A 25,010-nucleotide genomic window follows, 5' to 3' on the forward strand; every position below is an offset into this window, starting at 1 on the left:
CCCAATTATCTTTTAGGTTTTGCTTTATAGCTTCTTTACATCTCTGTATTTCGTTATAGAAAGCTTTACTTAAATGCCTACTTACCGCTGCTAGATTTATATTTAGATTTTCTGCTACCTTCTTTTGTGAACGAAGCTTTTCATATAAATTAACAATTTCTTGTGTACTCTTCTTTTATATAATAATAAAAATTCCTTAAATATTTTTATATGACTTGTTGATTTTACTGAAAGCCCAAAAAACAGTTAATTGAACTCTCTACTTCTGGCGGCTGACCGAATCCATCATTTAAAATTTCACTTTGAAAAGCTATACCTGATACGGTGTCAATAAAGTATTTGCTTGTAACGATGCCCCTTTTTCTTTAGCTTCTACCAGTAATAGTTGGAAACCATCTTGAGTTATTGTAACTACAAGTGAGATATCATAACTAGCATCCATAATAATAGGACTAGTAACATCTGGTATGTTTTGGTTTTCCTTCCACTAAGTAGTTAAATATGATATTGTATAAATTGTGTGAATTTTAATAAAGCATTAGGTTGATAGCCTAATATTTAAGAAATTTGTACCAATATCTATTATAAGGGGAATAGTTGTAATGAGAAAAAAATCTATATTAATTCTAACTTTAGGAACTTCGTTATTATTTGGGTGTAGTCCATCAACATTGCTTCCGGTTGATTTGTCGTACGATAGTGAAAAAGTAGAAGCTTACTATAAAAATGGTGAATTTGAAGAGGCGTTAACATATATCGATGAAAGGATTGAAAAATATCCAAAAGATGCTAGTCTACATGGAGAACGCGGTTATCAACTACTCGAGCTTGGACGAGCTGATGAAGCATTAGATTCATTAGATAAGTCCTTGGAGTTAGACCCAGCCCTTGAATCTGCGTTAAGTAATAAATCATGGGCTTTATATGAGTTAGGCAGATTTGAAGAAGCTATTGACTTTGCAAAAGAAGCAATTAATTTAAAGCCAGACGGTGATATGGAATATATTAATATGGGAAATGCACTATCAGCTATGGATCGAAATCAAGAAGCATTAACATACTATGAAGAGGCGTTAAAAATTAACCCAAATAGTGAATATGCCTATTATGGAAAAGGTGTTGTGAATTATTATATCGGTGAATATGAAGCAGCATTAGAAGCGTTTAACAAATACAACGAATTGATTCCTGCAGATATTGATGCATTGTGGTATTTGATGTACACCCATGATGGGATTGGAAATTTTGAAGAAGTATTGGCGTATAGCAATCAAATTATTGCCTTAGACCCTTCGCAAATTGATGCATACTATTATAAAGGGTCAGTATTAGTTGATTTAAATAAGTTAGAGGAAGCTGTTAACGTGTACGACACGGTGATTGAAAAGTTTCCAGAGTCACCATCTGGATATTATGGGAAAAGTCGTACGCTAATGTACATGGAACAAAAAGAAGAAGCACTTAAGCTGTTAGCGAAAACGATAGAGATTGATTCAAACTATGGGAATTGGGCATATGAAGACCCAATGTTCTATAACTTAATCGAAGATGATGCATTTCTGGAGATTATCGGATACTAATGATGTCTAAGTGTAGTAAATAGGTTCATTTAAACAGGAAGAACCATCGTTTTCAGTGTGAAATGCAAGTACCTATTCCATAAGGAGTTGAAAACGATGGTTTATCCTTATTGAATCACATTCAATGTTTCACAATCATTTCAATGAAAAAACATAAAATATATTAATCTTCATATGAATTCTCCCCTACCACCTGTTCTGATCGCTTTTTTAACCATCTAAAAAGTATGTTCAACATAACATTTTTAATCTGCCTGTGGGAGCTCTCAGTCCAGTCATCACAGGAAATTATTTAGCAGTAGCGTAGTGTAGCAATACGTTGCCTGAAGCAAAGCTCTTTGCTTGGAGTAACGTGAGCTTGTTCTGATTAACCTGTTTGAAAAGTGGCTTTCCTCCTCCAGCGATAACTGGTGTCAGAATAAACACATACTCGTCTATTAGGCTAGCATTAGTAAGTTGCTGCACGACGGTGCCGCTGCCCATGATGAGAATGTCAGATCCATCCTCTTCCCTCAGTTTCTTCACAACTTCAGTGATATCGCCACTATAAAACTCAGTGTTCTCCCAGTCGGACATTTTCATCGTTTCCGAGAAGACAATTTTCCTCATGTCGGTCAGCTCTTGCGCCATTACCTTCATTTCTTTTGGGGCATTCGGGTCGCGAAGAACGGGCGGCCATGTAGCCTCGAACAACTCAAAAGTATCTTTGCCTGCTATGAGGGTATCTGCCTTCACCACATCGTGAGTAGTTTTATCGACGTCGTTGTCTGGAATGAACCAGTCCATCCCTCCAGTCATTTCGTTGAAGCTAGCAAAATAGCCATCTATAGAGACTCGGTTAATCATTTTGACTTTACGCATTGGTATTGCTCCTCCCTTTGTTTAATACATCCTCATTATAAGTGGTAAGAGTAATTTAAAATTGTAAAAAGCCGTCATTTTTGCTATAAATACGATGAACCGGCCTCATCGTTATGGAATTCACTTACCTTATTTGTGATGCTATTCGGCGTAACCCAAGAAAACGCTTTAATGTCGCGGATAAAATGCGATTGATCGTAAAAATTAAGTGCGTAAGCAATATCTGAAAATCGTTCGTACTGCCCCGTATTCATCATCCTCAGTGCCTCATTAACTCGCTTTACTCGAATGTACAACTTGGGTGGCATACCAACAACTCGAGCAAAACGCTTCTGGAATTGACGCTCCGAAATATGAAATGTCGACAATAAATTTTTCACATTGACATTTGAAATGTGCAAACTAATATAATCCAGCGCCTGCTCAATTAGTTCATCTCTTATATCGGTTTGCTCTAGCTTTGTAATGAGGAATTCGCCTAGCATAGTAATTCTCTCGGCGTTTGTTTTAGTGGCTAAAAGCTGATTCTCAAGCTCTTTTGCACCAAATTGGACCGGCATCAGGAAGCCTTGGTTAAGCGAAGATGCATCCATTCCAAACAGCGTATAAAGAGCATGAGACTTGAATACCACTTGTATTGTCGTGTACGGCTTGTTTTTGAAGTGCATGACACTTGGTTCCGAACCTAGTCCATGAAGAAACAATATTGGAATATTCGAGATTTGTGCAGAACGGGTCGTAATACTTTCTATAGCAGCTGTAGCATCGGTAGAAAGTTGGAATACAATACCAGGAAGGCCATTTGGACATACCTTAACTTCTAATTCTTCTCTACCCGTGTGCGAGGCAATTCGAATGCACTCTATATCGCTTCTTAATCCCTTTGGTGGCGGCAAAACTGTAAAATTTATGGTTCTCATAACACGGTAATACCTCCCGCTAAATGTAGTTGCTGAATCATGCTACATACCTCCAAAGGAAAAGTAATTGTATGCTTCACTCATGATATCCTTGCCTATGTATTCGACGAAACATAGGATTAACCGTTTGCTACTACCCTTGAGTTTTCCTTATTATAATAATCCTTACTACCCTATCTTGTCCTATAGCTTGATATTTTCGTAACTCAATACTAACATAATATTCCAAAATAATATCGGAATTTTAAGTTAAACAAGACGATCCATTAAGATCGCCTTGTTTAACTATTGCCGTTGCTCTTGCTGTCCTATCGCCCCAGTTAATGCATTACAGTTATCTATTTGGTTATCCATTCGTATTGAATGTCTGGTAAATTTTCTTCATTTTCATGCCCTCTACCAATAATTTTAAACCCATGTTTTTCATAAAATCGCTGTGCTTTTTTATTTACTTCAAAGGTGTATAATGTTAACCTCCCGTTTGAATGTTTCTTTGCTTTATCAAGCAGCTTTTGACCTATACCGATTCCTTGATAATCTAAATGAATATAAAGTTGGCTTATTTCCGTTTTGTTATAGGCAATCATTCCGACTACATTATCCCCGATTAACGCAACTTCAATTTGAAACTGTTCTGATAAAATATGATTTAGAAAATACACTTGATTTTCGAAGTTGTGAGCTTCTTTCTTACCAATAGCCTTTTCCTTGCTATCGCGCCACATTTTGACTGTTTGCTCAGCGTACTCGGGATTATACGTAATAATTTTGATTTTTTGTTGATTCACTAGGTTCTCCTCAATTTTATTTCATGGAATGTAATATGACCTAAAATGGAATGCGAATAATCGCAAAATGAGGTAATGTTTCAAAGTTTGATTAATTAATTCTTTCATCAACTAATCATTTAACCCTTTTCCATCGAGAATTTGCTGCATATATTTTTCAACTCTCGAAGTTCGAGTTTTGGATTGTTTAGCTTTAGAAAAATATAGAATGTATGCTCTTTGCCTTCCCGGTGTCAATGCTTCAAAAGCAGTTTTCAAGGCTGGAATTTCATCGAATTTACTTTGCAATTCTTCAGGAATATTGAATGCTCTATCCTTTTTAATATTCACTTCCAAACCTGCTTTTTCAACTTCAATTGCCTCTTTAATATAGCTTTTCAAGATGGTTTCCATTTCAACTATTTCTCGAACATTGGTGAAGCGAATCTGTCTCGCCGCTTGTACATTCTCCGTTTGTTGGATTAGAATTCCATGGGAATCCTTTAACAGGGCACCTTTGTGAAATAGAAGCGCACAATATTCTTTAAATCCATGAATTAAAACGATGTTTTTTTTCTCAAACGTGTAACATGGGTGCATCCACTTATAATCTTCCGTCAGCTCACATTCAAGAATGATATTTCTCAACTTCACAAATTCTTCCTTCCACTTTGTGGCTTTACTTAAATATTCATCAACCTTAGGATTCAATCTACTATTTGTCATCTAAGAGTACCCCTCTTCTATTTTCTTCGATCAGTCTAAAGAAAAGAGTGATCATTCACAATTTCTTCAATTCTTTCTTTTACATTTATATTGTAAGAACGAATGTTCCTTTGGTCAAGTGTTACAATTAATGATTATAAAGCTCTTTATAAACAATTACTTTCATTGCTGTTATTTCCTCTTCAGTTAGTTTTTCTTCGATTTCTTGAAGGATCTCATCTTTGGTGATTTTGCCTTGTTGAACCTTAGATTGTATGTCTTGAAGTCTTGTTATACCTACCTTTTTCACTATCAATCTTGTTGCTTCTTCTTTTGTGGTAAATGGTAATTTACTTTCATCAGCTGATGCGGCATCTTCTATTAATGCTTTTAACTCCGGATCACTTTCAATAGTTTGTTTGATGATTTCCATTTCACCACTATTCTCTAATTCAGATGACAAAGCACCCATTAGCTTTTCTGATGCTATTTTTGTTCCGAAAAAATATACCCCATAGCCTAGAATGGATAAAACAATTATGGCTATAATAACAAATTTTATAAACCTCATATAACAGTACACCCCTCTCAATATAAATATATAACATATCATTAAGGCAGGTATAGATAATATGTTATGTTGCTGATTTCCCGAAACAGTTGTCATGTGTCAGATATTAACTGGACGAATTTTTTCCGCCTCTTTACCTAATTCCATTTGAATACTTGTAATTCGTGTAAGTATTTCTATGGATTGCATCTTTTCTTTGTCGGACATCATAATAGAATCTGCTGTTTGCTTAATTAGTTTTGGCACCTCCCATGCACTTCGTAACGCAAAAGAGATACAAAATCCATATCTAGCTAATGTAGAATCCTTGTTCCAACCTGCATCTCTTAGTCCTTCAATATAATTTGTAAATAGCAAATCCTGATAATAATCTCCTTTTTCAATTGGAATATCTTGTTGGCTTAACGCAACACCATATAGTTTTCCTAAATCTTCACCAAGTCCAGAAATACTTAAAAACTGCCAGTCAATTAATGTTAACTTTTTAGTTCCTTTATGTAGTTTCGTATACATATTCTGTTTACTTAAATCTTGATGAGCAAGTACACGTGGTAAACTGGCCAAAGCGTTAAAATGTTTATCTAAGTTTTCATTTAAGTAATGATAGGAATTATATATGCTATTTATATTATTGAGATTTTGAACCTTTGAATAGTAAGTACTTGGATCTATGGAATATTTTTTACACCCATATACCCATGACTTTAGCCATTGACGGCAAATCCATGTATAATCTGGAGTAGTTTTATCTAATAAATAACCACCATTGAACATACCCAATTTTCGAGCAGCAAAAGCGAATTCATTTTCGGACCAGGGTTTCGTATTATCTTCTTGAATTTCTTCCATCCATATCCAGATTAATCCATTTTCCTGTTTTTCAACTTTATAGCATTGAGGAGTATATATAACATCAGAAAGATTCGTTAATAGTCCAGATTGGTTTACCAATGCTTCTCTTTTCCAATAGTTGTGGTGCTGTGCATTATTCTTTTCACCTTGTTCTGGTTTAATTATTTTTAATACAAGTGACCAATGTATTTCCTTTTCCAAGGTCGTTACAGATCCGTAAATTCGGAAAATACCTTCTGTAGTAAAATTTAATGATGCACACGATATCGATTCAAGAGTCCATTCTTGTATATGACTAACCCTCCTATTAATTATTTTAGAAACACATTCCTTTAAAGTGCTTATGTTTAAGGTTGATTGAATTTCCAGCAGTGATTGTTTCATTTTACACCTCAGTTAAGTAGAGAACTATTTTTTAGTGCCAACTTTACCGCAATAGTCGATATGTAATTCCTTCATATTATTTAACTGTGAAATTAATATCGATATAATTCCAACATCCATCCTCTTCATTAATTACTCGTATTTCAACCAACAATGTTGCTATCTTCCCCTACCCTGCATTAGTAAATAGAAGCTGAAACTAATAAAAGCAATATACTAATCTATGTTTTTCATTTTCAATACATTTACTTTAGCAGGGTTAGATTCTAAAATAATACCGTTGTGGTATACTTTTACTTTCTGCCCGTTTTTAATTTTTTTCAATGAAAAGGGTATTTTATCTAATATATATACCTGGTTATAGGTTGACAATATCTCGGAACCCGTTATTTTATTTGCAACCTCTGAATCAAACTTATCGTCGCTAACTAAATAGTTCGTTTCTTCTTTTATCAATAAGTAACCTTCTAGTGTCATCGAATCGCTAGCACTGAACGTATTAATTAGATCGGTAGCAATCACTAAAGTGATTAATAAAAATACTAAAAAGAGTATTTTTTTCATATTTACTCCCTTCCAATTTATTGTTCTGATACCATTATTTCATGTATACGCTGCATCATTCCACTTCCCAACAAAATACCACCCTTTGATAGTCAAAATTAAAGCCAAAAAGGATTATTAATACATCAACTATAAAAAGGTAACTTTTTTACTTCTGTTATCTCTAAAATAGTAATAATGGTACCAATTAAACCACCCAACTTATTCTGTTCTTCATCCCTTTAGATCCAACACCATTATCTTATTAACTTTGATTTCCTTAATGCTTCCTTAACTGCCCAGATTTGATGTTCGTGGAATAAAATTTCTGTTGATTGGGACGGTTCAATCCATTGAAGAAAATGATCATCTTCTATTGGTTTACTAACTTGCCTTCCCATCTCGCACAAATAAAAATAACCTTGACTAAGGTAATGTTTATTTTCATTTGAAGAATAAAAATATCTTCGGGCACACCCAATAAAAGAACCCACTTTAATATACATTCCCATTTCTTCAACGGACTCTCTTTTTAAACACTCTTCATGTGTTTCATTATTTTCTATTCCACCTCCTGGAAGAAAATACTCACCATCACTTGTTTGAATTATCGCTAGTCTATCTTTTTGACTATTGAACATTAAACCATAAACAGCTTGCCTCCATATGAATTCCTTACCTTCTTCTTTTTCACCAAATGTGATAGTTTCCACAATTAAATCTCCTCTGGTTTTTTATTTGTAAATAAGGGGGTTAAATAAAATCAGGAATCGCAATACTTCTTTAATGACAACTCCAAGTTACTTTAATTTAAATCATCTTTTTCCAGAAAATATTCTTCATTGGAATTTTTTATAACGGCATCAAAATGTTGATGGAAAGAATGCATAAATAATTCATATTGATTTCTACGCTCTTCATGTGATTTCCTTAAATAATTTATGTCTGTACCTCTTTCAGAAACATCACGAACAGACCTTCTCATTAACTCGGTTTCACCATCTGTATATAAGTAAACTTTAAAATCATACAAATTTGGATTTGTAAAAGCAACACTCATGCCTTCAACAATATTCACCCTGTTTCTTGAAGAAATTAATTGGCTCTTTTTATAAGGTGTATCTATTGTATAAAAATCTAAATCATCTCTTATCATTCTTATGTCTCTCTCTAGTGCTGTTACATAATGAGCAGCAGGATGGCAGGCTGTCATTTTATAATGATGATTTTCATTCTTATATTCATAATCTAATAAAGCGAACTTTCTGATGTTCGAACTTATAATATAAGGGTCGGTATTAATATAATTCACATCATTTTGTCGCAGAAGTTTTATTAGATTATTTGCAAAGGTGGTCTTTCCAGAAGCGCCATGACCCGATATTCCTATGATTACTTTTTTATTTTTACGGTTTATTAGATTAACTATCTTTTGTAATATCCTTTCCATAAATTCCTCCATTTTCTGTCTTGAAAGTGGATATTCTTTTACTATCAATACCTTTATTAAGCTATCCACCATCGTTAGTTCAAGATCTATATATGTTATATTAACATAATATTCCAAGCGGCATGTTATAAATTTCTGAACTAAATGACATTTAAAAAGATCGATCACATTGTCGATCCTCTTTTAACACTTGCCATAAGTTACCATTTACAAAACCAATAATGAACATCCAATCATCATCTCAACAGATGGTGATTGGATGTATACTTGATAGTATTTAGCAACTACGGTTTTTGGTCTCAGAATTATTTCCCTTTCCTATTTTTTGCATCTAACAACCTCTTCATCCGATCATTACTACCTTCAGTTGGATGATCCACTTCTTTTTGCTTCTTTTCTGTCTTCGGCTTCATTACTGGAGTAATGCTGGGCTCTTTTCCCCATTTGTTCTGCTCTACTTTATCTTCTTCTTTTAACGATTGATTAATATGTTTTGTTTTAGTCTGGTTTGTAGATTTCTTTAATCTATCATACGTTTGTTCCATGTTTTGTTTCTTATTATCAAATTTAGCTGCCTTTTCAGAACGTGAAGTACGTATCTTATGAAGTATCGACATGATACCGAAACGACGAATCGCTACTTCTATAAAAAAGATAAGAAAAGCTATGAAAAGTAGTACCATAGATATCGGTTGTCGTTCAAAACTATTTCTATCCAATGATCGAAACGCATCTTCCGGTGAATCGATAACTTTTCCTTCACCGACAGCTGCAATTTCATTTATCAATGTTTGATTGGTGTGAAGTAATTCAAATTCCTCGGAATATGGTACAACTATTCCTGCTTGAAAACTACCTATGATTTGATCTTCTTGCATTTTAGAAAGCTGTAAGTAATATACACCGGTTTCAGCAGAAAAAGTAACTTCATATGCACCAGGAGCGGTTGTACGGATCTGTGCTTCAACTTCATTTCCCTTCTCATCAACTACTTCCGCTTCCAGTGGTAGCAAATCAGCATCTTCTGATGTAATCGATAATATGACTTGCCTTCCATCTCTTGTTTGTTTGATATCATATACGTCTTGTTGATAGTTAGGAAGACTCCATGTTATCATTTCATTCCATAGAGTTGGCCAATTCTCCCAAGCTGGCCAAGCCCCTGACCATTCCCCGCGTACATCAGAAGTCCAAGCAATTGTATTACCTAAACCATATTTCCATCTTGCGAGTACTGGATCTTCCTTTTCACTCAATAATACAATTTCCGCTCTATCCTTTGGATCAGTTGCAACATATGCATTCATTTCTGGGACGCCATTTTGAAACAGATGACTCCACTCTGTTCCTTCCATATAACTTGGATAAAATGGCTCGTCCTCTATATAAGTTCTTGTTGTTAAGATCGTTTCCCTAGAAAGGATACTTGGTATAGTAGAAGCATCTTGTACATCATAAAATCTACCGGTACCTTCTTCAGCTAAATCCTCTAAAAGTGTGCGATCTGCATCACTTCCAATGGCCACTGTAGATAGTGTTACATTATGTTCGAGTCCTTGAGAGATCACTGCGGAATAATCTCCATTTGTTGCAGATTGACCGTCTGTTAATAAAATAATATGCTTACGTTTTAACTCGAGGGGCTCTAACTGTGAATACGCTTCTTGTAAGGAAGTAAAAATTTCCGTGCCGCCACCTTCAGTGATCGAACGTATTTTATCAATGGCCTCCTCTTTATCATGAAGTGGTTCCGTATCAATAATTTGCCAAGGTTGATCATCGAAAGCGATAAAACCTAATGTATCGGTGTTTCGAAGTAAATCAACTGATCTTGCAGCAGCTTCTTTGGCTAAATCAATTTTATGTCCAGACATACTCCCAGATCGATCCATTACAATAATCATTCCTAATGAAGGTAACTCCTTTTTTCCTTTTAGATCCATCTCAACAGGTAATAAATTTTCAATCGGAGTTTTGAAATAGCCACCTAATCCATAGCTTTTATTTCCACCTGTCATTACAAAACCCACACCAAAATCGCGAACGGCGCTTTCAATAATCTCCATTTGATCTTGGGTTATATCCGTGGCAGTAACATTACTAAAAATAATCGTTTCATAGTCTAATAATCCAGCAAGTTTCGTTGGCAATAACTTAGGTATCGTCTTATCTACCTGTAGATTAGAAGCTTGCAAGGCAGTAGATATATTATCTCCTTCCCCTTCATCCCCCTCAACTAAAAGTGCAGTAGGATTTCCCTTTACCGTAGTAATGGCATCTGCGATATTATTTTCGATTATTCCATCTTCATCTGTTGCGATTTCTGCATGAAATCTGTGGTTACCAGTAGATTCCACTGCGTAATTAAACGTATAGGCGTTTGTTCCTTGTTTGACCTGCACTTCTTCATCTATGACGGTTTCATTATCTTTCGTAATTCGTATCCTACTATTCGTATCGACAGTACTGGACAAACTAATAGATAAATCCGCATGCTCACCTAAATATAAGTTTGATGGTATATCAAACTGATCAATGGCAACATCATACGGAACAGAAGTTGTATATGGAATGACATCAACTGGTATTTGTTGTTGATTTAATAATGCTACTTGCTGTATAACATCTCCAATGTTTTCATTTCCATCTGTTAACAAAACGATGCGACCATTTTGATTCGATGATAGTAGACTTGAAGCTATTTGTAATCCTTCTTCAAGATTAGTAAAGGTAGTTTTATCTAGAACTTTGTTGGTAACGAGCCCTTTCTCACGGCTAGACCATGTTTGGCTAACTTTCCCTTCTTCACCAACGGTAACAATAGCATAATGGTCATCAGTGCTCATAGTACTAATTGCTTGTTCAATTTCCTCATACATATTCCCTTGTTGATTTTTAACACTTTCTGATTGGTCTACTACAAAAACGGTGTTTACGCCATTGACCGGAAACAATAAATGTGGAATCGTTAAAGCAAAAATAATACATATAAATATAATGGAACGTAAAGCTAGGATGGTGTATTTTTCAGGTTTTGGCGTTACGTTATTTTTTTTCCAATACAGGTAAAGTATTCCGATCACTGGTATGAGCAATATAAAGAATAGAGGTTGTTCAATTTGTAATTCCACGTCGATAAACCTCCCATTCTAGCAATAACACGATAAATGCGATTATGGTAATCCATGCCCATATTTCATTTGGCTTTTGTTCGTTGACACTTGAATCTTCCTGATCAAGCTCAATGGCAAAGCTTTCACTTGGGACAATGTGATGCTCCTCTTGGTCAAGAGTAACTGCTACTAGTCTTTCTTTTGTCCTGTCACCAATAATTTCTTGTATTCGATATAAACCTGGTTCGTTTGGTGCTTGAAATATTCCGTCATCAACATTTAAATCTATTAATTTATCATTGTTCTCATCAACAATTGAACCTTGTGTTGCATTTGCATTATATGCAATAGTTATTTGTTCATTCGGTTTTACATATCCAAGTATTTCTTGTTGTTCTGTCAAATATTGAATGGAGTTATATAAAAATATTGGAAAGCCAGTATGTAACGGCCAATCTGTGTCTATAATGTCAACTCCAAGTACAATAACAGGTCGTCCATCATGATATCCCTTACTAATGATAGGAGTGTCATCCGTTGAAACAAGCGTTTCAAGTTGAGAAGACTCATATGGGATACTTTTTTGTATATAAACTTCTTCCAAATCAACAAAATTTAAAAGAGGGTCTTCTTTTAGCACTCGCAAACCGCTCTGTAAATCTTGTTTTTCTTTCACATCAAACGGCCCTTCTTTCCTTGGATTTAAAAGAAATAACGGTCCATTTGGCCATTGGTCATCAGGAACATCTTCTAAAATAAAAATGCCAGTTGCATCATCTGGTACATCTGCACCATTTTCCACTTGAATAATGTCTGTCTTAAAATAATTTAATGCCCGAACAACAAACGGATTTACATCACCAACTAGATATAGGGAAGGGTTCACTGTTTTTTGTAAAAAAGAAATACTCGTATTATCAGCTTGATAATCATCATTAGTCGTAATTACTGCTTTATAATAAGGTTTAGTAGGCAAATCCTCTACGGAAAGTTGTGTAAGTTTATTTGGTTCTAGTAGTTCTTGAATTTGACGAAGTTCTTCTCCGTCACTTTCAATTGTAATCCGAACGAGTTGTTCTTCTGTATACTCACTATTGACCGTTAATATACCATTTACTTTGCCTTCCCGCTCGGATACACCAAACGTATGCAGAGAAAGATTGGCATGAGACGATCCAATATTATGAATAGTAAGATCGTAATTTAAAAAATTATCTCGTATCTGATCAGCCTCCACTCGATCCGAGAAAACATGAATTTCCCCAGTCGAACTCGCTAATATTTGATTAGCAAGTTGGACTGCTTTATTGACATCACTTACTTGATAAGAAGTGTCTAGATCCTCAATAGCATGAATCATCCTGTTTTTTATCGTCTCATTAGAATATAAAATACGTGGAGATTCTTCCGCCAATACGACCGTCATCATTTGGTTATCTAATTGATCTATAATGTCCTTCACTTCTTCTTTAGCCATTTGCAGCCGACTAGATTCTTCTTCTTCAGCAGTCATGGAAGCCGACGTATCCATGATTACTATAATATGTTCACCAGAATATTCGCTTAGTCCGATAAATGGTCGAGTCAAAGCTATCATTAGTAGTAATAGTATGATTAACTGAAGATACATCAATAGATGTCGTTGTAATTTCCTCCACCATTTTGTTGCTTGCCATTCTTGCATTACTTGGTGCCATAATAAGGTAGATGAGATCACATGTTTATCATATTGTTTACGAAATAAATAGAATAGAATTATTCCAACTAAAAATATCGATAATCCAAAATAATTAGGCGTTAAAAATTGCAAAGGTATCACCTCAATGTATCCAACCAATAGATGTTAATCTATTAAAAATGATTTCTTCTATGGAATGGTTTGCCTGACATGTAATAAAGTTAATTCCCCGTTCATGGCAAAACTTTAGAATTTCTTCCTTATGTTTTTGTATGCTTTGTTGGTAATGTCTTTTTACTGTACTATTCATGGAGACATTGGTGATGTCATTTGTCTCGCTATCAACTAGCTCTAGATCACCTTGATAATTTGGCGAAACTTCTTCCGCTGATAATATTTGTATGACATACAGTTCTTGTTTATATGCTTGCATTTTTTTAAATGCGCTCTTCACCATTTCTACTGGCTCCAATAAATCACTTATTACAATGGAGAAACTAGATTTTGGTTGAATCAACTGTTGAACAGACTCTGAAAAAGTTTCTGGACCATTATTTGGCTTTACATTTTCCACATACTGCACAAGACGATTAGAAAAAGCACGTCCTTTTTTATAGCTAAATGGATGGGTTTCCGAACCAATCGGAAAAATTCCTACTCGGTCATCACTTGTTAACGATAGATATCCTAGGGAAGCTGCTAAGCCACTCGCCATTTTCCATTTTTGCGGTGGAATGGTCATCGAATTGGTACAATCTAGATAAACGGAAACAACTAATTCCTGTTCATCTAAAAATCGTTTAATATAATGCTTGTTTGTTCTGGCATAAACATTCCAATCAATTTGTCGCAAATCATCACCAGGCTGATAACTGCGATAATCTGAAAAATCAAGAGAAGTACCTGATTTCGTGGATCGGTGTCCCCCTTTATGGTGACCTCTTTTTAACTTTTTGGATTGGAAGGTATACTTTGATAACTGAAACATGAGAGAATTTGATAGCATTTCATTCATCATGTAGTTTCACCAATTGAAACAATAATTTCATCAACAATCTCATCGCTTGTAATTCCGGATGCTTCCCCTTCAAAGTTTAAAAAGAGTCGATGACGTAGGACGGGCTTTACCGCTTGTTTCACATCCCCTTTAGAGATATGAAAACGTCCGGCACTAATAGCACGAACCTTTGCAATACGTATTAAAGCTTGTAAACCTCGTGGACCTGAGCCATATCGGACATATTTTTTTACTAATTCTGTTGCGTTTTCATTGTCTGGATGTGTTGCCATAATAAGATGAACAGCATAGTCTAGCATTTCTTCGGAAACAAGAATTTCATTTGCTAGATTTTGTATATCTATAATCATGCTTTTATCTATGATTTTGGATACTTTAGGTGTTAAGTTACCAGTAGTATGGATGACAATTTGTTTTAGTTCCTCCTTAGAAGGATAGGCTACATTAATTTTCATTAAAAATCGATCCATCTGTGCTTCAGGTAATGGATATGTTCCTTCAAGGTCAAGTGGGTTCTGTGTTGCTAACACGAAGAATGGTTGTGGCAAGTCTTTCGTATCGCCCATAACAGTTACCGTCTTTTCACCCATCGCTTCTAGTAATGAGCTTTGTGTCTTCGGTGTTGATCTGTTAATTTCATCTGCTAATAAAATATTTGCAAAAACAGGCCCTTGATGAAAGACAAAGGATTGACGGTTCCCTTCCTCGCTTGGTTCAATCATCATTGTACCCGTAATATCGGATGGCATTAGATCCGGCGTAAATTGTATGCGAGAAAAATCTAAATCCATGACATTTGAAATGGTTCGAACTAACATCGTTTTCCCAAGACCAGGTAACCCTTCAAGCAAGGCATGTCCCCCTGCAAAAATCGTCCATAATACTTGATCTATAACGTTCGATTGTCCCACAATATATTTTTCTATTTCTATTTTTGTTTTTGCAATCTGCTCTGTTACATCCTGTAATTGTTTTTCTTTCTTTTCCATATCTAACACATTTATTCTCCTCTCGGGTCCAGATCACTAAAGTAACCTTTTACGACATCTTCTAAATAGGTAGGTAAGTCCATTCGTTCGATTCCATTTCGGTATGCTTTTTCATAATTACCGTAAACTTCATCATAGGATCGAATAGAACCCTTTAATATAGGTGCATTTGGAGCAGTTTGTTGTTCACTATTTCCTTCACCTAATTCACCGTTATCCGTTTCTATAGTGTTTTCTCCTTCGATTTCTTCAGGAATTGTTAATTCTCGTGACCCTTGGCCAAAGCCAGCTCCATTACCATTGCTTCCACTCCCGTTACCTGATCCATTCCCACTTCCGCTTCCATTTCCATTACCTGATCCATTTCCCGAACCGTTTCCATCTCCGTTGCCTGATCCAGATCCATTACCATCTCCTGAGCTTTGCCCTTGCCCTTGGCTACTTGATCCATTATTATCTGATGGATTCTCGGAATGCTGATTATTCGATTGACTAGATGAACCAAAAGCGAGTTCATTGGAATTGGATAGTCCATTTGCATTTCTATTTTCGTTAAGTGTGGATGCGATATTCTGTACTTGTTCTTGAAGATTAGTCAGTTGGGGAATCGAATTCGCATTTTCAATCATTGCACCAAGCTGATTTCCTAATGCACTCATGATTTCATTTAATTGTTCTTGTGATAGTTCTGATAAGTTACCTATTTCTTGATTAGTCACAGCAGAAATCAATTCTTCCAAAGCTTTTTGTTGTTGCTCGGACAAAGCTGATAACTCATTTTCCATTAATTTATTTAAGGCATCATTTAATTTTTCCGTATCAAGTTGTTCAAGAGCACTAGAAAGTTCTTGAAGTTCATTAACTCCATTAGCAAGTTCCTTTAATTTATTTTCTTCGTTTAAAGCATTTACTTTCTCTTTCACTAGTTTTTCTTCTTGTTTTAATAATTTTTCTAGTAATTCTTCACTTTCTTTAACATCTTGTGTTTCCTCTAACAATTCCTTCTGTATTTCATCTACTTTATTGTCTTCCTCTACTAATTTCTCGATTTCCCCTTTTGCTTTTTCTACAATCTCTTCATCTAATTCCAGTTGTTCTGCCGTTTGCATAACTTCATTAGGTAGTAACAATGAACCTATAGATACAGAGAATAAAAATAACACGAAAATCAGTTGTTTCCAGTAAAAAACTTTGCTCTTTTCATGTTCTATTGTTATTTTAACTTTATTCATATGCACAATTGCATCACGACGTTGTAAGTGACTGATAGCGGATTCGTCGTATAAATAATTTAAAGCGGTTATTACCCGATCATCCCTTACATATTCGTCAAATAAGTTCGCAGCTGATCGATTAGTAGGTCGCTTGATGATTATATAAACGATCGTTATAAGTAGTATGAAGGTACTTAGAAATAACATTTTCTCAAGTAAATGTACGATAACAACCATTCTTGCAAGTAATGTCATGAGTACTATTGCTATAGCCATGATTAGTAATCCGACATGAATGGATCGTATAGCTTGATTCATAATTAATTTACGTTTGGTTACCTTCAACAATCTTATAAACTGTTGTTTTTCATCCATCTTTCACCGTTCCTTTTTTGGCCTTCCTGTTTGGCCGGAGTTTCATAATGCTAATTGTTAATACAAGAACGCTAATAATGATATAAGTAATAATAAAACTAGCCATTAGAGGAAAATCAATACCTGTTGTGTTGGAAATTTCATTCGCAAGATATTCCTCAAATTTTGAAAGCAGAATAATAATTGGATTAACCATCGCAGTAAAATACGGAAAAGCTGTTTGATTCGTACCATTAAAGGCAAATATTTGTGATCCAATAATCGTTAAAAATGCTGTGCCTGCCGTTAAGAATAATGTTATTCCATACGTAACAATGGTGGCGATAATCGTTTTTCGAATTAGCGTCGAAAAAAACACACCAATGCTACCAATTGTTACCATTGTAATTACATATAAACTAAATGTTGTAAGTAAAAGCTTTGGTGATACTCCACCAAATAAAAAGACAATACTATATAGTGGTAATGAAGATACCATCATTAGCATTAAATAAGCGAGGGAAGAGATTAGCTTACTAAAAATGATACTAAAAGACGACTGTGGAGTTGTTAGTAAGATATTTAATGTTTGCCGCTCTCGTTCCCCGCTAATGACACCTGAAGTTAAACCTGGTGTCATAAATAATATTAATGCCATTTGTACAAAAGATAGAACCATAAACATAGCTCTGCTCTGTTCCGGGCGAAACATAACAGAAGATGAATATACCGTATTCACGATAATAAAGCCTATAGCTACTACACCTAATGCAAATAAGTAAAAAAACACACCTAAAAATCCTTTAAAGGACCGGAAACGGAGTTTTATTTCTTTATTTAAAACAGGGTTAATTAGTAATGATTTCAAGAAAAATCAACTCCTTTCGTGATTTCTAAGAATACATCTTCTAAGTCAACTTCCTCCTGGCTAAAACTAATAATTAATAAATCTGCAAGTAATGCTCTCTTTAGTAATTGAACTTGTTCTTCATCACTACCTGCATAAGAAAAGATTATGATATCGTCATATTTGTCATGCTTGGTAAGAGCAGATATTTTTGGCTCATCCTCAAAAAAAGCTATTGCTTCATCGCGATCGGAAGCAAGTTTAACATGAATTTCTTTATTAGCTTGTAACTGCTTTTGAATGGAAGATACTGAACCAGAAGCTACTAATTTCCCATTGGTTATGACTCCAATTTCATCGCACATTTCTGCTAATTCCGGTAAGATATGGGAAGATATTAAAATAGTTTTTCCCATACTTTTTAATTCCTTTAATATTTCCCTCATTTCAATTCTTGCTCTCGGGTCAAGACCTGATGCTGGTTCATCTAAAATAAGTACTTCAGGGTCGTGTATAAGGGAACGCGCTAAGCAAAGACGTTGCTTCATTCCCCGGGACAACACATCAACATAATCTTCTTTTTTATTTGATAAGTTAACCAATTCAAGCAGTTGCGGAATTAACGCTTCCCTTTCTGCTTTCGGAATTCCATAACTGGCACCATAAAAATCAAGGTATTCAACGGTTTTAAACTGATCATAAACCCCAAAAAAGTCTGGCATATAGCCAATTAAATTTCGTACCTTTTTAGGATCCGTTGTTACATCAATCCCATTCACAAAAGCAGTTCCTGAAGTCGGAGTTAATAGTGTAGCTAATATAGAAAAGGTAGTTGATTTACCAGCACCATTATGGCCAACAAAGCCAAATACGGTTCCCTTCTCTATGTTAAGAGTTAGGGAATCTAGAGCTGTGAAAGAACCGTATTTTTTTGTTAAATTAACTGTTTCAATCATTGGTAAACTCTCCTTCTAGGTCTAGTGATGGAATTTGTATTTCTGGATTGTTCATTCCGTTTTTTTCAAACATGATGATGATCGAACCGTCTTTTGTTAAAAATTCATTAGCATTTTCCTCAAAGGTAACTAATCCATTAAATTCTTCCAAACTAATAAATTCTTCCGTTTCTGCATTAAACAAATGATAAGTTGTACCGTTTCCTCGAGTATATCGAAACTTTAGCATTTGAAGATGAATATTTTCTTTATTTAATTGATTAGGAATTTGATATGTCAATTGATATTTCCCATCCTCTATCGCTATAAATTCCTCTCCATTTTCAAGTCCATTATGATGGATAAATCCATTACTATTCTCAAAAATACTTAATTCTGGTATGAGCGATCCGTCTGAAAAAGAAAATTCTCCTTTGGGAGCAGTTTCAACCTCGATAGGTTGAGTAATTAATGTCGTTGTCTTTATCTTTGTATTTTTCTTTTCCGCATTCACATCAATATAGGAATCTTTTGTATAACCAGCAATTATAGGTTGGTCTAAATCATTTTGGTGAACCTTTTTCGTCATAGCGAGATTTAAAAGTTCATATTTCTTCCATTCATCAAGCTCTTCTTTATCGGTTGGACCTGAATTTACATGATAATTTGAATTGTAATAACCTGGTACAACTTTAGATGCTATTACGGATGAACGAGGAGCGCCAATCCAGTCATTATTATTTATATTTTTTAGATCTATTTGGATATCCTTTGTGGATCCTGCTTCCATTTTTCCTAAAGGATACGCTTCTGTTCCAGTCAATAAATATGCTTCTTCTAAATCTATAGATAGATCACTAGTCAGGCTACCGATTAATTGTTGTCCTTCCACTCGTAACTTCGAATTAATTTTGCCAGTTTCAATAGAATTCACATCACCGTAAGCGGAACGTATCGACCAATATTCCACATCATTAAACGTAATCGTTGATTGATTTTGTCCATTCTCAACCATGGCATAATTAAATGGAGCACTAGAAGGATTTGAATTTTGAGTTTGTCTTGGAAAAGCATTAAATTCTCCTGGTTTTACAGTTAATTTATAGTCACCACCACTATTGGTCAGAATGGAGAATGCACCGTAACCACTTGCGATTCCAGTATCGTCAATGGAAAGAATACTAACATTATTAATTTGTGAACTAGAGATTCTATCTTTTGCTCCAACCCCAAAAAAAGCAACACTAGAAACAATCGCTACTACCGGAATAATAAACCAGGATTGTTCTCGTCTGTCTAACTTCTTCAACAGGAAGTATAATCCTGGGAAAAGCAAAATTAAATAAACTACAAATAATACGATAAGTAGGTTTACAGGAATAAATGAAGACGGAAAAGCATCAACAATCCTCCCTAAAAGGTAAACTAAGTCTTCTTGTACATAACTTGTAGGGCCCATACTATTATTTTTATTTACAGTCTTTCGTAAAACGTCGGACCACCAATTTTGATATACTTCTGTATTGGTTAGCGAACTATTTCCAATGTTGAATGCAAATTGTGTCATTTCTCCTAAGCCGTAGCTTTTGTTTAAAACGATTGGTAAGGAGTTTTCGGAATAGATTACATTGGTATTATCTGTTGCAGTACCGGTCAAAAATTCGACATTTTCAAAAGTAGACTTCACATCACTTTCTTTGTCGTTTAGAAAGCTTAACTCTTTAAAGGAAGTTTTATCATCTACATGTAATAATACTAATTCAGAAAGCTCCCCCAGCTGTTGTTGCAAAAATGGATTACTACCAATCATTAAATGACCACCAGATTGAATCCATTTTTTGATAGCATTTTGTGATTGAGTGGAAGCATTTGATAAATTATAGTCGTTAATAATAAGTACATCAAATAGTTCTAATCCTTTTTCATCCTCTGGTAATTCATCTTGTTCTACTTGTAGTAATTCAACCGATTCACCATTAAATTTTGAGAGGTTTAAAAAATTTAAGGAATCAAATGAGTTACTTAGTACTCCCACAACTAAGCGATTATCAGGAAAAAACGATGCTCGGAACTTCGTGTTTCCATCAAGAGGTATCTCATTCCCATCTTCCCATGATCCTTCGTATAAGCGAATAAACGTATCATCATGTTGCGAATTATAATTGAAATTTCCACCATTATTCCCAGGTACCGAAACGTGAATAGTTGTTTCATCCCCTTTAGAAAGTTCAACTGGGACAACAATACTACCTAAAGACTCATAGTTAGGGTTTGAGAAGATAACAAGGTCTCCTGAAATATTTTCGCCATTGTTTTTGAAAGTAATGCTCATTGGAAAGCCTTTATGCATTTGAACTTTGCCATTGAACCCATAATCAACAGATATTTCTACTTTATCCTCAGCAAATGTTTGAATAGGTATAAGCATTATAATAAATAGGATTACAGTAATGAAGTGTATGTATGATCGCACAGAAACCCCTCCTAAAAATCATTCTTTATCTAAGTAATCATGTTCTATCTAGATGGAATATTAAATATCCTACCAAATATTACTATAACATAACTATAACATAGAAAATTCGAAATAATATATCTCCTACAACGATTTTTATATGTGATTTTTTTAATATTTATATAGAAATTTATGATTTTTTGAATTTGGAGATGAGGTTATAAAAAAATATGGCGCCATGCTAGAGAATTAAATCTCGTGGGAAAGTGAAGGAACCAAGTGAAACATAAAGAGCATAAATATGGATGTGGGCAATCGTTTCCTTATTCATAAAATATTAAGTCAATAAGGAGCTTAAGGACATCTGTTCCGCTATTAATCGAATAGATAGGTATTCTCGTATGAATTAGGTCAATTATCGTACTTGTCAGCTTGCCTTCAGATTAGAGTAAAACTGTTAACAAAATCGCCACTCTTTTGTATCGCACTAGCAAGTATTATTCGGTGAATTATAAGGTCATCACTTCCAGCAAATATTCAGACCAAACCTTTTAAAAAAGATACATAGGACAAATTTTAAGGATATATAACTTATAAAGGAGGTTGATACGTATGAAATTTGTTGATTGGCAGATGGTGATTTTCGTAAGCGTTTCGATGGTGGCAGATTATTGGATTTATTGGGGATTACCTCGGGTATATTATTTAGATGTAAACATAGAAAAGATAAAGTAATAGCGAATAATGAAGTACCATCATTCGCTCATCAAATTAATGTGTATGTCTATTTCGTTTAAATATTTACTTCCTTCACGAATGCTAAGCTTTGGTAATGCATTATCTTCTATAAACGCTTTAACAAAATCAGGATTTGTTTTGGAATACTCCCTCAAAGCCCACCCAATTGCTTTTTGGATAAAGAATTCCTTGCTACTTACATTTTCAATGATATAAAGAGATAATTTTTCTTCATTCGTTCTTTCCTTATATTTTAATTGATATAGTATTGCTGATCGACGTAACCACATATTCTCTCCAATGGCCCATTGTTCAATGGTATCTTCTACAACTTCAGGAAATTCTGTCGCGATTTTACCTACTGGCTTTTGGGCAAGCATATCAACTGTATCCCACCAAGGTTTTGTGGTTATTAATTGTTCCATTAGAGGTAAATGAGATTTTTCAACTTTCTTTAATGACCGTTCTATATAGTCTAAGGCAATATTCTGGTACTCTCGTTCACGCTGTTCCCATAGTTTGATCACAAACTCAGGCTGAAAGTCTTCTTTCAATATACCGCTTTCCTGGAAAAATGCTTTCGTCACTTCTCTTCTAGTTGGCGTTTTTATCCCGAGAAAAGGAAAATGGTTTTTCATATATTTTTCCATTTGGACGGCATTGTCCTTGTTTTTATACTTTTCCAGCATGTAAGCTAATTGTTTTATTCGTTCCATTATACTGTCCCCTTCCCAACTTGAAAATTATATCACACAAAAAAGCCCAGTGAATATCTGGACTTTTCGAACGATTAATTACCTATAAACATTTGAACCCATGCTCCTTGATAGTAGCCTACACCTATTGAATCAAAATCTGCTTTCAATATGTTTGCTCGATGACCAGAAGAATTCATCCAAGCATTCATTACTTCTTGTGGGGATTTTTGTCCTTTTGCAATATTTTCACCAGCTGTTCGATAACTAATTCCAAATGTTCTCAGCATATCAAATGGAGACCCGTAGTTCGGACTGTTATGAGAAAAATAGTTGGAATTTATTAAATCCATCGCTTTTTTCTCAGCTACATTTTTAATATCTGCCCGGTGCTGTAATGGTGATAGTCCATTTTTTGATCGTTCTTGATTTACTAGTTGTACTACTTGTTCTTCAAATGAACTTGGGCTTGAAGCTGTAGATCTTAGTCGAATAACTGAGCCTATTTGCATATTTCTTGGCTCAACGTCGGGGTTAAGTTTCATTAACTCCCTGTAATTCAAACCATATCTCTGAGCTATAAACCAAAAGGTGTCACCTTTGGATACTTTGTAAAAGTCAAATGGTGGTTCGTTATACATTTTTATTTCTGCTTGCGATACCATCGGAAAAGCTAAGGTAAGCACTAATAATAATATAGAAAATTTTCTAAGCATCTATTTCACCTCCAATAAATAGCTAGTACTGCTACTATTTTCTCTTAACAAAAAACCACAATGCGTGGTTAATATTGGAAATTTAAAAAGAGACTAGCTTTAAAATTCCAATTTCAAAAGCAGTCTCTTTTTATCATATGAAATTAGTCAAATAAATTCATACTCAAGTACCTCTCGCCAGTATCAGGTGCAATACATAATACTTTTTTACCTTTACCAAGTCGTTTAGCAACTTTTATAGCAGCAAATATTGCAGCTGCACCAGATAATCCAACAAATAATCCTTCTTTACTAGCTACTTGCTTGAACATGTCAACTGCATCTTCGTCTTCAACCTGAAGTATTTCATCATAAATTTCAGTATTTAATATTTCTGGTATAAATCCTGGGCTTGTACCTACTAACTTATGCCTTCCAGGCTTACCACCTGAAAGAACCGGTGATCCTTTTGGTTCTACGACTGTAATTTGTAATTTAGGTAAATGGTCTTTTAAGGTTTCTCCTGTACCAGTTACCGTTCCACCGGTTCCGGCAGTACATACGAATGCATCTAAATCTTTATCCATTTGCTTTAAAATTTCTACCGCTGTTGTAATTCTATGTATATCCGGGTTCGCAACATTTTCAAACTGTTGAGGAATAAAGCTTCCTGGAATGTCTTTTTGTAGATCCAATGCTTTTTTAATAGCTCCGGGCATCTTTTCCTCACTAGGCGTTAAAACTACTTGAGCACCGTACGCTTGCAATATATTTCTACGTTCCGGTGTACTGTTATCTGGCATAACAAGTATTGCTTTATATCCTTTTGCTGCTGCGTTCATAGCTAATCCAATACCCGTATTTCCGCTTGTTGGTTCGATTATTGTATCACCTGGCTTAATTAACCCTTCTTCTTCTGCTTTCATAATCATATTGTAGGCAGCTCGATCCTTTACACTTTTACTGGGATTGAACATCTCAAGTTTTACATATATTTCAGCGGCATCAGTTGGTACTAATTTATGTAAACGAACAATTGGTGTTTCTCCTATCAATTCAGCAATGTTTTCTACTACTTTCATTTATGTCAGCCTCTCTACATATTTGATGTCCTTCTAATATAAATATTATCAACAATAGGCATGGAATTCCAATACTTCCTATTACGCTTCCATCTTTAATTTAGGATTTTTTTACAAAAAAACCTAAAAAAAGAGAATTAAATTGATGATTCGGGGTAAGATAATTTTTGTAAGTGAGATAATTCCTCCGGAAAAGAGTGCTATGTTTGGATCTGGTGGTTTATTTCATACAAAAAAACTTGTAGGAGGGTCAATAAATGGCTAATAGAAACAACAATCGCAACAACAACAATAATAACGATAACAACAACAACAATAATAACAACGATGTTAATAATGTTGAATTTGCGAACGAAAATGAGTTTCTTGACAACAATGATTTAAACGACAACAACAATAACAACAATAACAACCGCAACAACAACCGTAATAACAATCGTCGATAATTTGTCAGATGAACGGTAAAAAGCCTGTATCTTTTATGATGCAGGCTTTTTATAATTGAGGCTGAAAATGCATAAATTATTGCCATTATTACAGAATATAAACATGAAATGAAAAAAA

At 34.7% G+C, this 25,010-nt stretch carries 23 protein-coding genes; 3 read left to right on the forward strand and 20 right to left on the reverse strand.

All coding sequences use genetic code 11. The features are described 5' to 3' along the window. The first annotated feature begins 602 nt into the window (after positions 1-602). Positions 603-1,580, forward strand: a complete 978-nt coding sequence (locus tag ACFSTA_RS13600; protein ID WP_377557277.1) for a tetratricopeptide repeat protein — start codon at positions 603-605, stop codon at positions 1,578-1,580. A gap of 288 nt (positions 1,581-1,868) precedes the next feature. Here ACFSTA_RS13600 and ACFSTA_RS13605 read toward each other — a convergent pair whose 3' ends face one another. The 17 genes from ACFSTA_RS13605 to ACFSTA_RS13685 all read right to left on the reverse strand — a co-directional run bounded on the left by ACFSTA_RS13605 (position 1,869) and on the right by ACFSTA_RS13685 (position 21,254). After that, complete coding sequence (locus tag ACFSTA_RS13605) at positions 1,869-2,441, reverse strand: dihydrofolate reductase family protein (protein ID WP_377557278.1); 573 nt, start codon at positions 2,439-2,441, stop codon at positions 1,869-1,871. 83 nt (positions 2,442-2,524) lie between these two features. After that, entirely contained in the window at positions 2,525-3,361 is an 837-nt protein-coding gene (locus tag ACFSTA_RS13610; protein ID WP_377557279.1) for a helix-turn-helix domain-containing protein, read from the reverse strand. 338 nt (positions 3,362-3,699) lie between these two features. After that, positions 3,700-4,149 carry a GNAT family N-acetyltransferase gene (locus tag ACFSTA_RS13615; protein WP_377557280.1) on the reverse strand — a complete coding sequence of 150 codons (450 nt, stop codon included), beginning with the start codon at positions 4,147-4,149 and terminating at the stop codon, positions 3,700-3,702. A 111-nt stretch (positions 4,150-4,260) separates the two neighbouring features. Further along, positions 4,261-4,854 carry a YdeI/OmpD-associated family protein gene (locus ACFSTA_RS13620; RefSeq protein ID WP_377557281.1) on the reverse strand — a complete coding sequence of 198 codons (594 nt, stop codon included), beginning with the start codon at positions 4,852-4,854 and terminating at the stop codon, positions 4,261-4,263. 127 nt (positions 4,855-4,981) lie between these two features. Further along, entirely contained in the window at positions 4,982-5,404 is a 423-nt protein-coding gene (locus tag ACFSTA_RS13625) for a hypothetical protein (RefSeq protein WP_377557283.1), read from the reverse strand. Positions 5,405-5,503: 99 nt separating this feature from the next. After that, positions 5,504-6,640: an oxidoreductase family protein gene (locus tag ACFSTA_RS13630; protein WP_377557285.1), complete on the reverse strand. Its 1,137-nt coding sequence runs from the start codon at positions 6,638-6,640 to the stop codon at positions 5,504-5,506. A gap of 216 nt (positions 6,641-6,856) precedes the next feature. Then, a complete protein-coding gene (locus ACFSTA_RS13635) occupies positions 6,857-7,204 on the reverse strand; it encodes a DUF3221 domain-containing protein (RefSeq protein ID WP_377557286.1) in 348 nt (115 codons plus the stop codon). 236 nt (positions 7,205-7,440) lie between these two features. Further along, the gene (locus tag ACFSTA_RS13640) at positions 7,441-7,896 is read right to left on the reverse strand and encodes an NUDIX hydrolase (RefSeq protein WP_377557287.1); all 456 of its coding nucleotides are present in this window, start codon (positions 7,894-7,896) and stop codon (positions 7,441-7,443) included. 92 nt (positions 7,897-7,988) lie between these two features. Continuing rightward, positions 7,989-8,633 carry a uridine kinase family protein gene (locus ACFSTA_RS13645; RefSeq protein ID WP_377557288.1) on the reverse strand — a complete coding sequence of 215 codons (645 nt, stop codon included), beginning with the start codon at positions 8,631-8,633 and terminating at the stop codon, positions 7,989-7,991. Positions 8,634-8,938: 305 nt separating this feature from the next. Next, the gene (locus ACFSTA_RS13650) at positions 8,939-11,764 is read right to left on the reverse strand and encodes a VWA domain-containing protein (protein ID WP_377557289.1); all 2,826 of its coding nucleotides are present in this window, start codon (positions 11,762-11,764) and stop codon (positions 8,939-8,941) included. Continuing rightward, a complete protein-coding gene (locus tag ACFSTA_RS13655) occupies positions 11,748-13,556 on the reverse strand; it encodes a vWA domain-containing protein (RefSeq protein ID WP_377557290.1) in 1,809 nt (602 codons plus the stop codon). The genes ACFSTA_RS13650 and ACFSTA_RS13655 overlap by 17 nt, the downstream gene beginning before the upstream one ends. Positions 13,557-13,566: 10 nt before the next feature. Then, on the reverse strand, positions 13,567-14,442 hold the full coding sequence (locus ACFSTA_RS13660; RefSeq protein ID WP_377557291.1) for a DUF58 domain-containing protein: 876 nt from the start codon (positions 14,440-14,442) through the stop codon (positions 13,567-13,569). Next, positions 14,439-15,431, reverse strand: coding sequence for an AAA family ATPase (locus ACFSTA_RS13665; protein ID WP_377557385.1), 993 nt, complete (start codon positions 15,429-15,431; stop codon positions 14,439-14,441). Before ACFSTA_RS13665 ends, ACFSTA_RS13660 begins: the two co-directional genes overlap by 4 nt. Positions 15,432-15,442: 11 nt before the next feature. After that, positions 15,443-17,020, reverse strand: coding sequence for a hypothetical protein (locus ACFSTA_RS13670; protein ID WP_377557292.1), 1,578 nt, complete (start codon positions 17,018-17,020; stop codon positions 15,443-15,445). After that, positions 17,013-17,867 carry an ABC transporter permease gene (locus ACFSTA_RS13675; RefSeq protein ID WP_377557293.1) on the reverse strand — a complete coding sequence of 285 codons (855 nt, stop codon included), beginning with the start codon at positions 17,865-17,867 and terminating at the stop codon, positions 17,013-17,015. Before ACFSTA_RS13675 ends, ACFSTA_RS13670 begins: the two co-directional genes overlap by 8 nt. Next, positions 17,864-18,802: an ABC transporter ATP-binding protein gene (locus ACFSTA_RS13680; RefSeq protein ID WP_377557294.1), complete on the reverse strand. Its 939-nt coding sequence runs from the start codon at positions 18,800-18,802 to the stop codon at positions 17,864-17,866. The genes ACFSTA_RS13675 and ACFSTA_RS13680 overlap by 4 nt, the downstream gene beginning before the upstream one ends. Beyond that, a complete protein-coding gene (locus tag ACFSTA_RS13685; protein ID WP_377557295.1) occupies positions 18,795-21,254 on the reverse strand; it encodes a hypothetical protein in 2,460 nt (819 codons plus the stop codon). The genes ACFSTA_RS13680 and ACFSTA_RS13685 overlap by 8 nt, the downstream gene beginning before the upstream one ends. A gap of 594 nt (positions 21,255-21,848) precedes the next feature. Between ACFSTA_RS13685 and ACFSTA_RS13690 the strand changes: the two genes are divergently transcribed. Continuing rightward, entirely contained in the window at positions 21,849-21,971 is a 123-nt protein-coding gene (locus tag ACFSTA_RS13690; RefSeq protein WP_377557297.1) for a hypothetical protein, read from the forward strand. A gap of 20 nt (positions 21,972-21,991) precedes the next feature. Here the strand turns inward: ACFSTA_RS13690 and ACFSTA_RS13695 are convergent, their stop codons facing one another. The 3 genes from ACFSTA_RS13695 to cysK form a co-directional block, all read right to left on the reverse strand. Continuing rightward, a complete protein-coding gene (locus tag ACFSTA_RS13695) occupies positions 21,992-22,690 on the reverse strand; it encodes a DNA alkylation repair protein (protein ID WP_377557298.1) in 699 nt (232 codons plus the stop codon). 74 nt (positions 22,691-22,764) lie between these two features. Beyond that, the gene (locus tag ACFSTA_RS13700) at positions 22,765-23,385 is read right to left on the reverse strand and encodes a CAP domain-containing protein (protein WP_377557299.1); all 621 of its coding nucleotides are present in this window, start codon (positions 23,383-23,385) and stop codon (positions 22,765-22,767) included. A 143-nt stretch (positions 23,386-23,528) separates the two neighbouring features. Next, on the reverse strand, positions 23,529-24,446 hold the full coding sequence (gene cysK / locus ACFSTA_RS13705) for a cysteine synthase A (RefSeq protein WP_377557300.1): 918 nt from the start codon (positions 24,444-24,446) through the stop codon (positions 23,529-23,531). Between the two features lie 257 nt (positions 24,447-24,703). On the opposite strand from cysK, the gene ACFSTA_RS13710 reads away from it, so the two are divergent. Continuing rightward, positions 24,704-24,892 carry a hypothetical protein gene (locus tag ACFSTA_RS13710; protein WP_377557301.1) on the forward strand — a complete coding sequence of 63 codons (189 nt, stop codon included), beginning with the start codon at positions 24,704-24,706 and terminating at the stop codon, positions 24,890-24,892. Positions 24,893-25,010 lie beyond the last annotated feature (118 nt).

This window comes from Ornithinibacillus salinisoli, assembly GCF_042684965.1.
GTDB lineage: Bacteria > Bacillota > Bacilli > Bacillales > Amphibacillaceae > Ornithinibacillus > Ornithinibacillus salinisoli.

What these genes read in the sequence shown, in the direction of transcription:
- ACFSTA_RS13600 (WP_377557277.1), top strand. Translation starts at nt 603, where the DNA reads ATGAGAAAAAAATCTATATTAATTCTAACTTTAGGAACTTCGTTATTA.
- ACFSTA_RS13605 (WP_377557278.1), bottom strand. Translation starts at nt 2,441, where the DNA reads ATGCGTAAAGTCAAAATGATTAACCGAGTCTCTATAGATGGCTATTTT.
- ACFSTA_RS13610 (WP_377557279.1), bottom strand. Translation starts at nt 3,361, where the DNA reads ATGAGAACCATAAATTTTACAGTTTTGCCGCCACCAAAGGGATTAAGA.
- ACFSTA_RS13620 (WP_377557281.1), bottom strand. Translation starts at nt 4,854, where the DNA reads ATGACAAATAGTAGATTGAATCCTAAGGTTGATGAATATTTAAGTAAA.
- ACFSTA_RS13625 (WP_377557283.1), bottom strand. Translation starts at nt 5,404, where the DNA reads ATGAGGTTTATAAAATTTGTTATTATAGCCATAATTGTTTTATCCATT.
- ACFSTA_RS13630 (WP_377557285.1), bottom strand. Translation starts at nt 6,640, where the DNA reads ATGAAACAATCACTGCTGGAAATTCAATCAACCTTAAACATAAGCACT.
- ACFSTA_RS13635 (WP_377557286.1), bottom strand. Translation starts at nt 7,204, where the DNA reads ATGAAAAAAATACTCTTTTTAGTATTTTTATTAATCACTTTAGTGATT.
- ACFSTA_RS13645 (WP_377557288.1), bottom strand. Translation starts at nt 8,633, where the DNA reads ATGGAAAGGATATTACAAAAGATAGTTAATCTAATAAACCGTAAAAAT.
- ACFSTA_RS13660 (WP_377557291.1), bottom strand. Translation starts at nt 14,442, where the DNA reads ATGATGAATGAAATGCTATCAAATTCTCTCATGTTTCAGTTATCAAAG.
- ACFSTA_RS13665 (WP_377557385.1), bottom strand. Translation starts at nt 15,431, where the DNA reads ATGGAAAAGAAAGAAAAACAATTACAGGATGTAACAGAGCAGATTGCA.
- ACFSTA_RS13670 (WP_377557292.1), bottom strand. Translation starts at nt 17,020, where the DNA reads ATGGATGAAAAACAACAGTTTATAAGATTGTTGAAGGTAACCAAACGT.
- ACFSTA_RS13680 (WP_377557294.1), bottom strand. Translation starts at nt 18,802, where the DNA reads ATGATTGAAACAGTTAATTTAACAAAAAAATACGGTTCTTTCACAGCT.
- ACFSTA_RS13690 (WP_377557297.1), top strand. Translation starts at nt 21,849, where the DNA reads ATGAAATTTGTTGATTGGCAGATGGTGATTTTCGTAAGCGTTTCGATG.
- ACFSTA_RS13695 (WP_377557298.1), bottom strand. Translation starts at nt 22,690, where the DNA reads ATGGAACGAATAAAACAATTAGCTTACATGCTGGAAAAGTATAAAAAC.
- ACFSTA_RS13700 (WP_377557299.1), bottom strand. Translation starts at nt 23,385, where the DNA reads ATGCTTAGAAAATTTTCTATATTATTATTAGTGCTTACCTTAGCTTTT.
- cysK (WP_377557300.1), bottom strand. Translation starts at nt 24,446, where the DNA reads ATGAAAGTAGTAGAAAACATTGCTGAATTGATAGGAGAAACACCAATT.
- ACFSTA_RS13710 (WP_377557301.1), top strand. Translation starts at nt 24,704, where the DNA reads ATGGCTAATAGAAACAACAATCGCAACAACAACAATAATAACGATAAC.